Source organism: Micromonospora coriariae (assembly GCF_900091455.1).
In the GTDB taxonomy this organism is placed as follows: Bacteria; Actinomycetota; Actinomycetes; order Mycobacteriales; family Micromonosporaceae; genus Micromonospora; species Micromonospora coriariae.
Map to the genome: position 1 here is coordinate 4,788,596 of NZ_LT607412.1, position 10,502 is coordinate 4,799,097.

Sequence of the window (10,502 nt, forward strand, 5' to 3'; positions counted from 1 at the left end):
ATAACGGTTCGGCAGCCGGGGGTTGAAGTCCGCGCGTCGCTGCCGTAGAAATTCTTCAGCGACTTTATGTCAAATGAAGACAAGCAACACATCCCCCAGCGCCTCGATGCGACGGACGCCACCCCCCCCCATCACCGGCGCCCGCCCGACCCGACCCGAGGAGACATCATGAACAGGCGTGACATCCTGCGGCGCAGCGCCGCCGCCGGCCTGCTGGCCACCCCCGCCGCCGGCCTGCTGGCCGGCTGCGCCACCGGCGGCGGCGACGACAACGACGACAACGCCGCCTACAAGGGCACCAAGTCCGAGCAGAACCCGCTCGGCGTGAAGGAGGACGCCCCGCTCGAGGTGGTGATCTTCGGCGGCGGCTTCGGCGAGGAGTACGCCAAGGCCCACGAGGCCATGTACACCGAGAAGTACCCGAAGGCGAAGATCAGGCACTCCTCCACCCAGGAGATCAGCAAGACGCTCCAGCCGCGCTTCGTCGACGGCTCCCCGCCGGACGTGGTCAACAACTCCGGCACCGGCCAGATCGACTTCAATGGCCTGGTCAGCCAGAACGCCCTCGCCGACCTGGCTGAGCTGCTCGCCGCCCCGAGCCTCGACATCCCGGGCAAGACGGTCAAGGACACCCTGTTGCCCGGCGCGGTCGAGATCGGATCGTACGACGGCAAGTTCCTGGTGCTCAACTACACCTACACCGCGTACGGCATCTGGTACTCCAACAAGCTGTTCACCGAGCGCAAGTGGGAGTACGCGAAGACCTGGGACGACCACATCGCGCTCTGCAAGCAGATCAAGGCCGCCGGCATCGCCCCCTGGACGTACGCCGGAATCCACCCGCGCTACATGAGCTGGCCGCTGATCTCCACCGCGATCAAGTTCGGTGGCCCGTCGGTGGCCCTCGCGCTCGACAACCTGGAGCCGAACGCCTGGAAGTCCGACGCGATGAAGGCCGCCGCCGACGCGTGGCACCAGATCGTCAAGGACAAGTACATCCTGGAGGGCTCGCCCGGCCTGGACCACAAGCAGTCGCAGACCGCCTGGTGCCAGGGCAAGGCCGCCTTCATCTCCTGCGGTTCCTGGCTGGAGAGCGAGCAGAAGGACGTCACCCCGGCCGGCTTCAACATGACAATCGCGCCGACGCCGAGCCTGGGCAGCGGCGACAAGCTGCCGTTCGAGGCGATCCGGGGCACCGCCGGCGAGCCGTTCATGGTGCCGGCCAAGGCCCGCAACGTCGCCGGCGGCCTGGAGTACTTCCGGACCATGCTGTCGAAGAAGGGCGCCCAGGACTTCACCCGCAAGGTCGCCAGCCTCACCGTGGTGGCCGGCGCCACCGAGGGCGTGGAGCTGCCGTACGGGCTGACCAGCGTGGTCAAGGCCCTCGACGCATCCGGCGCCAACGGGTTCAACTGGGTCTACAACAACTACTACCGCAAGCTGGAGCGCAACCTCGTCGACGCCGCGTGCGGCGAGTTCTTCAGCGGCCGGATCGGCCCGGCGGACTTCCTCGACCAGTGCCAGAGGGGCGCCGACTCGATCGCCCAGGACACCTCGGTCAAGAAGTACAAGCGGGCTGCGTGACATCCCGGCCGGTGGGGGCGGACCGTCCCCACCGGCCGCACCACGGGAAGTAGGTCCCCATCGTGAGACATGGCAAGTGGCCGCTGATCGTCACGTTCCTGGTGCCGCCGGTGCTGCTCTACGTCTTCTTCGTCGTCTCGCCGTACCTGCAGGCGTTCCAGATCTCCACCACCGACTGGCTCGGCTACTCGGCCGACGCCAACTCCGTGGGCCTGGCGAACTTCAAGACGCTGTGGCACGACGACTACGTCTGGAACGCGTTGCAGAACAACGCGATCCTGCTGGCCCTGGTGCCGGTGCTGACCATCGTGCTCGGGATCTTCTTCGCCACCATGCTCGCCATGGGCGGGCGCAAGGGCCGCGCCGGAGTGACCGGTGTACGCGGCGGCGCGTTCTACCGCACTGTGTACTTCTTCCCGCAGGTGCTCTCCGTGGTGATCATCGCCCTGCTCTGGAAGGAGGTCTACCACCCGAACCAGGGCCTGCTCACCAGCGCACTGCACGCCCTCGGCCTGCCCGCGCCGACCTGGCTCGGTGACCCGGCGACCGCCTTCTGGTGCGTGCTCGCGGTGATGGTCTGGAGCAACGTCGGCTTCTACGTGGTGCTGTTCGGCGCGGCGATGTCGGCCGTGCCGAAGGAGATCTACGAGGCGGTGCTGCTCGACGGCGCGTCCCGGTTCACCACCCTGCGCCGGGTCACGCTCCCGCTGCTCTGGGACACCATCCAGGTCGCCTGGGTCTACCTGGCCATCTTCGCCCTGGACGGGTTCATCCTCGTGCAGCTGATGACCAACGGCGGGCCGAACTTCTCCACCGACGTGATCGGCGTACGGATGTACGACACCGCCTTCGGCAGCGAGACCAAGTTCGGCTACGCCTCGGCCATCGGCGTGGTGATGTTCTTCCTGACCCTCTCGGTGGCGGTGCTGTCGCTGCGGGTCGGCCGGCGCGAACGGATCGAGTACTCGTGACCACACTGGACAAGCCCGCCCCCGCCGCCACCACGCCGACGCCGGCCGGCGGCCGGGACCGCCCGTTGCGCCGGGACCTCGGCGTGGCCAACGTCTTCTCGCACGGCTTCCTGCTGATCTGGGGCCTGCTCACCGTGCTGCCGCTGCTGTGGATGTTTCTCAGCTCGTTCAAGACCAACGGCGAGATCCTGGCCGACCCGTGGGGGCTGCCCGGGGCGCTGCACTGGGACAACTGGGCGCGGGCCTGGACCGGCGCGCACATCGGCCGGTACTTCCTCAACAGCCTTGTGGTGGTGGCCGGCTCGGTCAGCCTCACCATGCTGATGGGCGCCACCGCCGCGTACGTCTTCGCCAGGTACGAGTTCCGCGGCCGGCAGTTCGTCTACTACCTGTTCGTCGGCGGTCTGATGTTCCCGGTGTTCCTCGCCCTGGTGCCGCTCTTCTTCGTGGTCCGCAACGCCGGCCTCTTCGGCACCTGGATCGGGCTGATCCTGGTGTACGCGGCCTACTCGCTGCCGTTCACGGTGTTCTTCCTGACCGCGTTCTTCCGGACCCTGCCGACCTCGGTGGCCGAGGCCGCGATGGTCGACGGCTGCGGTCACTTCCGGTTGTTCTTCCGGGTGATGCTGCCGATGGCGCGTCCGGGACTGATCAGTGTGGCGATCTTCAACTTCCTCAGCCACTGGAACCAGTTCCTGCTACCGCAGGTGCTGATGCAGGGCGACGAGTCCAAGTGGGTGCTCGCCCAGGGGCTGTTCGCCCTGTCGGTCAGCCAGGGCTACGCCGGCGACTACGCCCGGCTGTTCGCCGGGCTGAGCATCGCCGTGCTGCCGGTGCTCGCCGTGTACGTGGGCTTCCAGCGGCAGGTGCAGACCGGGCTGACCGCGGGCCAGCTCAAGTGATCTCGCCGACGAACGCCCGGTTTTCCTTGCCGAGCCCCGTCCGATTCCGATCACAACTCGACGGGCCACCGGCAGCCGCAGCGGTGTCCGGGGTGTGGCAGATGACACGGGCAGCGCAAGCGGCGCCGCTCGTAGCATCGGGCGGGTGATCGACCAGAGCACCTTCGCCCCGTTTGTGCTGGTGGAACACGACGACCCGCCCGTGCGCAACTGCGGCGGGCGAAGCCGGTGCCGGTACAACCTCGTGCTGCACGACCGCGACATGCAGCCGGTGGCGTCGACCTTCGCGCTCGCTGGCGTCGCAGGCGACGGCTGCGGCTGGAACGGTTTCGCCGAATCGCTCGCGGCCGCCGAGATGCCAGCGGTAGCCGAGCTGGTGAACTTCCTTTCCGACCCCGGGACCTTCGTGCTCACCAGTCACCACGTCGACGCCCTGCGCCAGCTGGCCGGGCGGCTCGCCGCGGCGTACCACGACCCCGAACTACTCGCCCACCTGCTGCGACCGGCTCGCGAGGCCTGACCGGCACGCGATCACCGTCGTGCGCTGGCGTCTACCAGCGCACTCGCCAACCCGCCGCGCGCCCGCGCCGTCGGCGCGCCCGTCCCGTTCAGGGCGGGCCGCGGGGCCGTGGGCGGGGGATCCGGCCCGGCGAGCGCGAGGCCTCAGGCGGTGGGCGGGACCAGCAGGGCGTGCAGGGCGGCCGGATCGGTGACCTCCGGCAGCGACAGGGCGGCGAGCCAGGCCGCAGCGGCGGCGCCATCGCCAGCGGAGAAGACCCACGCGTCCGGCCACCGCCGGCCGACCTCGGCCCGGACGGCCGTGGCCAGCGGGGTGTCCCCGGTGAGCAGACCACCCCCGAGCACGACGGGGGACACCGCCCCTGGGGGGCGGATCCGGGTGGCGCTCTCGGCCAGGTGCGCGGCCGCCTCGTCGATCAGCCCGGCGGCGACCGGCTCGTCGTCCAATGCGGCGGCGACCACCAGGGGCGCCAGCCGGGCCAGCTCCACCGGGGGTCGCCGGGTGACCGCCTGGATCAGCCTGTCGACCGTGTCGCGCGGGCGGGCCGACACCTCGGCTGAGCCGAGCAGCTCGGTGAGCACTGCGACGGCCAGCGGCCCCGGCGCACGGCCGGAGTCCAGGTCGGCCAGGAGTCGCCGGACGGCCTCCCGGCCCAGCCAGAAGCCCGAGCCGGCGTCGCCGAGCAGCCAGCCGTGCCCGTCCGCGACCCGGTCCAGTCGCAGCGCGCACACCCGGGCCGCGATCGCCCCGGTGCCGGCTATGAGCACCGTGCCGTCCGGGCTCGCGGTGCCCGAGGCGTACGCGACCAGCGCGTCGCCGTGCACGTCGTACGGGCAGCGCAGCCCGGCGTCGCGCCAGGCCTGATCGAAGGCCTGCCGGCCGGCGGGTTCGGCGAGCAGCCGGGCCGCCCCGGCCAGCCCGATGGTGCCGGCCGCCACCCGGGTCGGGTCGACGTCGGCGAGCGCACCGCGCAGGGCCTTCAGCAGTTCAGTGGCGGCCTTCTCGGCGCCGTGGCTGGTGGGGTTGCCGCCACCGGCGCGGCCGGTGCCCAGGCGTTCGCCGGTGAGGGTCAGGGCGGTCGCCCGGGTGGACGTACCGCCGACGTCGAGACCGACCACGACGGTGTCGGACATCGGCACGGCCTCCTTGCGCTACGCGGCGACGGCCCCGTTCATGCTGGTCGGCACTGTCGTGTGGGGCAAGATCTGGCGGGCGCGGCGGGCTGTGCGGCAGGTAACAGTTTGAAAACTTCGCCCACAGTCTTGACACGGAGGGGCGTTCAGTAAGAAATTTTACCACTAACAGTTAACAAGCTTTTCGGAAAGGCCAGGCGTCGCATGGTTGATCACGAGGTGGACACCTCCGCGGGGACCGCGGTGGTCGACGCCGACGCGTTCGACCGGCGAGGCGCGCTCGGGTCCGCCTCCGACGGCGTGCTGGCCCGGGTCCGCAACGGGCTAGGTGAGCTGACCGGCGCGCTGCGCCGGGTCGCCGAGCACGTGCTGAGCGACCCGGAAGCCGCCGCCCGGTCCACCATAGTGGAGCTGGCCGAGCGCAGCGGGACGTCACCGGCGACCATCACCCGCTTCTGCCGGGCGATGGGCTTCGAGGGCTACGCCGACCTGCGGCTGGGCATCGCCTCCGAGACCGGCCGGGCGCGCTCGGCCGGCTGGACAGTCGACATCGGTCGGGAGATCCAGCCGAGCGACCCGCTGGCCCGGGTGCTCGACCAGATCATGGCTGCCGACACCCGGGCCATGCACGACACCGCCGCGCTGCTCGACCTCTCCGAGGTGGAGCGGGCCGCGGTGGCGATCGCCGGTGCCAGCAGGGTGAACATCTTCGGCGCCAGCGGCAGCGCGCTGGTCGGCGAGGAGATGCAGTTCAGCCTGCACCGCATCGGGGTGGCCGCGTGGGCCTGGAACGACGTGCACGAGGGGCTGGCCAGCGCCGCGCTGCTGCGCGCCGGAGACGTGGCGCTGGGCATCTCGCACACCGGCCAGACCCGGGAGACGATCGAGATGCTCGCCGAGGCGGGCAGTCGAGGCGCCACCACGATCGCCCTCACCGGCTTCCCCCGCTCACCGTTGGCCGAGCTGGCCGACATCGTGCTGCTCACCGCCAGCCAGGCGACCACCTTCCGGCCGGACGCGCTCTCCGCCCGCCACCCCCAACTGGTGGTGCTCGACCTGCTCTACATCGCCGTCGCCCAGCGCACCCACGACCGCGCGCACGCGGCCTTCCGGCGTACCGCGCAGGCCGTCGACGGGCACAAGGCCGCGAAGGGAGCCCTCGCATGATCAGCGCCCAGGGGTACGCGGACGCGGTCCGCCCGGTGCTCGACCGGCTGCTCGACACCGAGGCCGACGGCATCACCCGGGCCGCCGACCTGATCGCCGAGAGCCTGCGCGCCGGCGGCGTGCTCCAGGCGTTCGGCGCCGGGCACTCCGAGGCGTTCGCCGCCGAACTGGTCGCCCGGGCCGGCGGGCTGGTTCCCACCAACCGGCTCTCGGTGCGTGACCTGGTGGTGCACGGCGACGCCCCGCCGGGTGTGCTCGCCGACCCGAAGCTGGAACGCGACCCCTCCATCGCCCACCAGATCTACGCGCTCGCGGCGCCTCAGCCCCGCGACGTGTTCGTGGTGGCGTCCCAATCCGGCATCAACGGCTCGGTGGTCGAGCTGGCGGCGCTGGTCACCGAGCGCGGTCACCCGTTGATCGCGGTCACCTCGGTCGAGCACACCGCACGGGTGGCCCCGCGGCACCCGTCCGGTCGACGGCTCGCCGACCTCGCCGACGTCGTGCTGGACAACGGCGCGCCGTACGGCGATGCACTGCTGCCGCTCGAGGGCGGCGGCGCGGTCTGTGCGGTCTCCTCGGTCACCACTGCGCTGCTGGCGCAGCTGCTGACCGCGGAGGTCGTACGACGGTTCCATCAGGCCGGAGAGGTGCCCCCTATCTACCTCTCGGCCAACGTCCCCGGCGGGGACGAGCACAACATCGCCCTCGAGTCGCTGTACGCCGGGCGTCTCCGGCGCACCGCCTGACCCGAATTCCACAAGGAGAGACGACGATGTCGATTACCCCCGAGCACCCGGCCGAACTTGACCGCCGTACGGTGCTGCGCCGCGCCGCCGCCGTGGGCATGCTCGCCACTCCGGCCATCGGCCTGCTCAGCGCCTGCGCCACCAGCGGCGGCGACGAGAAGAACGAGCAGGTCTCCGGCGGCACCAAGAGCGCGACCAACCCGCTGGGTGTCAAGGAGGACGCCCCGATCGAGGTGATCATCTTCAACGGCGGTTACGGCGAGAAGTACGCCACCGACGTGCACGAGCCGCTGTACAAGAAGGCGTTCCCGAAGTCCGAGGTCAAGCACCAGGCGACCCAGGCGGTCTCCACGGTGCTCCAGCCGCGCTTCGCCGGCGGCAACCCGCCGGAGTTCGTCAACAACTCGGGCGAGAAGTTCCTCGACTTCGGTGCGCTCGTCAACGACGGCCAGCTGCAGGACCTCACCGAGCTGTGGGACGCGCCGTCGGTCGACGACGCGAGCAAGAAGGTCCGCGACACCGTCATCCCGGGTGTCGTCGAGCAGGGCATGTTCAACACCGCCGACGGGGGGCGCAAGCCGTTCGTCCTGTACTACGTCTCGACGGTCTACGGGATCTGGTACTCCGGCAAGCTCTTCAAGGACAACGGGTGGACCGCGCCCACCAACTGGGAGCAGTTCAAGGCCCTCTGCGAGCAGATCAAGGCCAAGGGCATCACGCCGTACGGCTACGCCGGGGCGAACGCGGCCTACTACCAGTGGAACGTGATCCTCACCCAGGCCGCGAAGATCGGCGGCACCGACGTTCTGAAGAACATCGACAACCTGGAGGACGGCGCCTGGAAGCAGGACGCCGTCAAGCAGGCCGCCGAGGCGTGGGCCGAGATCGGCGCGAAGTACTCGGACAAGAGCTTCGAGGGGCTCAAGCACACCGACGTGCAGCTGCGGCAGAACCAGGGCAAGGTCGCCTTCTACCCGTCCGGTGACTGGCTGGAGAACGAGCAGAAGAAGGACACGCCGGCGGGCTTCACCTACCAGCTCATGCCGGTGCCCAGCCTCACGGCGTCGGACAAGCTGCCGGCGACCGCTATCCGGGCGGCCGGTGGCGAGGGATACTTCGTCTCGTCCAAGAGCAAGAACCCGCGTGGTGGCATGGAGTACATGCGCCAGATGCTCTCCAAGGCGGGCGCCCGGGGCTTCACCGAGACCGTCGGTGCGGCCACGGTCGTGCCGGCCGGCAGCGAGGGCTTCGAGTTCCCGCCGGGTGTGGCCAGCGCCCAGGCCGCGCTGAAGGCAGCCGACAAGGACGTGTTCAACATGCTCTTCGACAACTGGTACAAGGAGCTCGACACGGAGGCGCGTACCGCCACCAACGAGCTGATGTTCGGCCGGATCAAGGCGGACGCGTTCGTGGAGCGGATCCAGAAGCGCGCCGACGCGATCAAGAAGGATTCCTCCGTTACCAAGTTCAAGCGCTGATCGGAGCGTAGGGGTCATGCGGCACGGCAAGTATCCGTTCGTGATCGGGTTCCTGTTCGCCCCGGTCACGCTGTACGTGGTCTTCGTCATCGCGCCGTACGCGCAGGCGTTCCAGATCTCGATGACCAACTGGCGGGGGCTGTCGGCCCCGCAGTGGGTGGGCTTCGACAACTACCGGAGGCTGCTCGACGACGGCAGTTTCTGGAAGGCGGTCCAGCACCACGGCGTACTGCTGCTTGCCCTGCCGCTGATCACCATCGCCATCGCCCTGTTCTTCTCGTTCCTGCTCAACGTGGGCGGCAAGAGCAGCGGCGGGCAACGCCAGGGGGTCTGGGGGGCGAAGTTCTACCGGGTGGTGTTCTTCTTCCCCCAGGTCCTCGCGGTGGCCATCATCGCTGTGCTGTTCCAGATGGTCTACCGGCCCAACGAGTCCGGCCTGATCAACGGCGTGCTGATGAAGCTCGGCTTCGATCCGGTGCTCTTCCTGATCCGGCCGAACCTGGCCCTCTGGTCGATCATCGCGGTGCTGGTCTGGCAGGCGGTCGGCTTCTACGTGGTGCTCTTCTCGGCTGGGATGGCCTCCATCCCGGGTGAGATCTACGAGGCCGCCGAGATGGACGGGGCGACCAAGGTGACCCTGTTCTTCCGGGTCACCCTGCCGCTGCTCTGGGACACCCTCCAGGTCGCCTGGGTCTACCTGGGCATCGCGGCGTTCGACGCGTTCGCCATCGTCGCGGTGCTCTCCGTGGACGGCGGCGGCCCGGACGGCGCCACAACGGTGCTGGCCATGGAGATCTACCGCAACGCGTTCGTCTACTCGAAATACGGCTACGCCTCCGCGATGGGTGTGGCGCTCTTCTTCCTGACCCTCACGTTCGCGGCGCTGACGCTGCGGCTCACCAAGCGGGAAAGCGTGGAGTACTGATGAACCCGCAGTCGACGCTGCCGCCGACGCCGGCGGCGCTACCGCCGAAGACCGGCGACCCGGGTGCCCCCGGTGGGCGGGAGCGCAAGGGCCCCCGCTCGGAGGCACGGCTCTTCGCCGGTCTGGGGCACATCGCGCTCGCCGTGTGGGCGGTGATCGTGATCGTGCCAATCCTCTGGACCTTCCTCGCCGCGTTCAAGAACACGACCGAGATCTTCAGCAGCCCGTGGACGCTCCCGGCCGAACTGCGCTGGGAGAACTTCGGCCGGGCCTGGACCAAGGCGCACGTCGGCCGGTACTTCCTCAACAGCGTCATCGTGGTCGGGTGCAGCACCTTCGGCACCATGCTGCTGGGCTCGATGGCGGCGTACGTGCTGGCCCGGTACAAGTTCTGGGGCAACCGCGCGATCTACTACCTCTTCGTCTCCGGTTTGGCCTTCCCGGTCTTCCTGGCCCTGGTGCCGCTCTTCTTCGTGGTGAAGAACCTGGGCCTGCTGGACACCCACACCGGGGTGGTGCTGGTGTACATCGCGTACTCGCTGCCGTTCACGATCTTCTTCCTGGCCGCGTTCTTCAAGACGCTGCCGTCGTCGGTGGCCGAGGCGGGGCTGATCGACGGCTGCGGGCACACCCGGCTGTTCTTCCAGGTGATGATGCCGATGGCGAAGCCGGGCCTGATCAGCGTGGCGATCTTCAACATCATCGGTCAGTGGGCGCAGTACCAACTTCCCCTGGTGCTGCTCTCCAACGCGAAGGACAAGTGGGTGCTCACCCAGGGCATCGCGGACATCTCCGTCAACGCCGGCTACGAGGCGGACTGGTCCGGGTTGTTCGCCGCGCTGACCATCGCCATCCTCCCGATGATCATCGTGTACGCGATCTTCCAACGGCAGATCCAGGCCGGCCTCACCTCCGGCGCCGTGAAGTAAGGAAGGGCACCTTATTAACGCCTGGTGCATAGGAAGGGCCCCCTGTTAACACCTCGTCGGCCGGTGTCGACCGCAGCACGGGCACGTGCTGACGCGGAGGTTGTTAATAGGGGGCCCTTTCTATACCGGAGGCGTTAACAAGGTGCC

10 protein-coding genes are annotated in these 10,502 nt (G+C 69.2%); 9 read left to right on the forward strand and 1 reads right to left on the reverse strand.

Annotation, left to right across the window (positions count from 1 at the left end; genetic code table 11):
- The first annotated feature begins 168 nt into the window (after positions 1–168).
- The 4 genes from ngcE (GA0070607_RS22345) to GA0070607_RS22360 all read left to right on the forward strand — a co-directional run bounded on the left by ngcE (GA0070607_RS22345) (position 169) and on the right by GA0070607_RS22360 (position 3,977).
- Complete coding sequence (gene ngcE, locus GA0070607_RS22345; protein ID WP_089019939.1) at positions 169–1,584, forward strand: N-acetylglucosamine/diacetylchitobiose ABC transporter substrate-binding protein; 1,416 nt, start codon at positions 169–171, stop codon at positions 1,582–1,584.
- 62 nt (positions 1,585–1,646) lie between these two features.
- Complete coding sequence (locus tag GA0070607_RS22350) at positions 1,647–2,555, forward strand: carbohydrate ABC transporter permease (RefSeq protein WP_089019940.1); 909 nt, start codon at positions 1,647–1,649, stop codon at positions 2,553–2,555.
- Entirely contained in the window at positions 2,552–3,457 is a 906-nt protein-coding gene (locus GA0070607_RS22355) for a carbohydrate ABC transporter permease (RefSeq protein ID WP_089019941.1), read from the forward strand. Before GA0070607_RS22350 ends, GA0070607_RS22355 begins: the two co-directional genes overlap by 4 nt.
- Before the next feature lie 145 nt (positions 3,458–3,602).
- On the forward strand, positions 3,603–3,977 hold the full coding sequence (locus GA0070607_RS22360) for an Imm51 family immunity protein (protein ID WP_089019942.1): 375 nt from the start codon (positions 3,603–3,605) through the stop codon (positions 3,975–3,977).
- A gap of 143 nt (positions 3,978–4,120) precedes the next feature.
- Here GA0070607_RS22360 and GA0070607_RS22365 read toward each other — a convergent pair whose 3' ends face one another.
- Positions 4,121–5,110, reverse strand: coding sequence for an N-acetylglucosamine kinase (locus tag GA0070607_RS22365; RefSeq protein WP_089019943.1), 990 nt, complete (start codon positions 5,108–5,110; stop codon positions 4,121–4,123).
- 204 nt (positions 5,111–5,314) lie between these two features.
- On the opposite strand from GA0070607_RS22365, the gene GA0070607_RS22370 reads away from it, so the two are divergent.
- The 5 genes from GA0070607_RS22370 to GA0070607_RS22390 are packed head-to-tail and all read left to right on the forward strand — an operon-like array spanning position 5,315 to position 10,355.
- Positions 5,315–6,277, forward strand: coding sequence for a MurR/RpiR family transcriptional regulator (locus tag GA0070607_RS22370; RefSeq protein ID WP_089019944.1), 963 nt, complete (start codon positions 5,315–5,317; stop codon positions 6,275–6,277).
- Entirely contained in the window at positions 6,274–7,023 is a 750-nt protein-coding gene (locus GA0070607_RS22375; RefSeq protein ID WP_089019945.1) for a sugar isomerase domain-containing protein, read from the forward strand. Before GA0070607_RS22370 ends, GA0070607_RS22375 begins: the two co-directional genes overlap by 4 nt.
- A gap of 26 nt (positions 7,024–7,049) precedes the next feature.
- Positions 7,050–8,501: an N-acetylglucosamine/diacetylchitobiose ABC transporter substrate-binding protein gene (gene ngcE / locus GA0070607_RS22380; protein WP_089019946.1), complete on the forward strand. Its 1,452-nt coding sequence runs from the start codon at positions 7,050–7,052 to the stop codon at positions 8,499–8,501.
- A 16-nt stretch (positions 8,502–8,517) separates the two neighbouring features.
- On the forward strand, positions 8,518–9,426 hold the full coding sequence (locus GA0070607_RS22385; RefSeq protein ID WP_089019947.1) for a carbohydrate ABC transporter permease: 909 nt from the start codon (positions 8,518–8,520) through the stop codon (positions 9,424–9,426).
- Complete coding sequence (locus tag GA0070607_RS22390) at positions 9,426–10,355, forward strand: carbohydrate ABC transporter permease (RefSeq protein WP_089019948.1); 930 nt, start codon at positions 9,426–9,428, stop codon at positions 10,353–10,355. Before GA0070607_RS22385 ends, GA0070607_RS22390 begins: the two co-directional genes overlap by 1 nt.
- Positions 10,356–10,502: the final 147 nt, after the last annotated feature.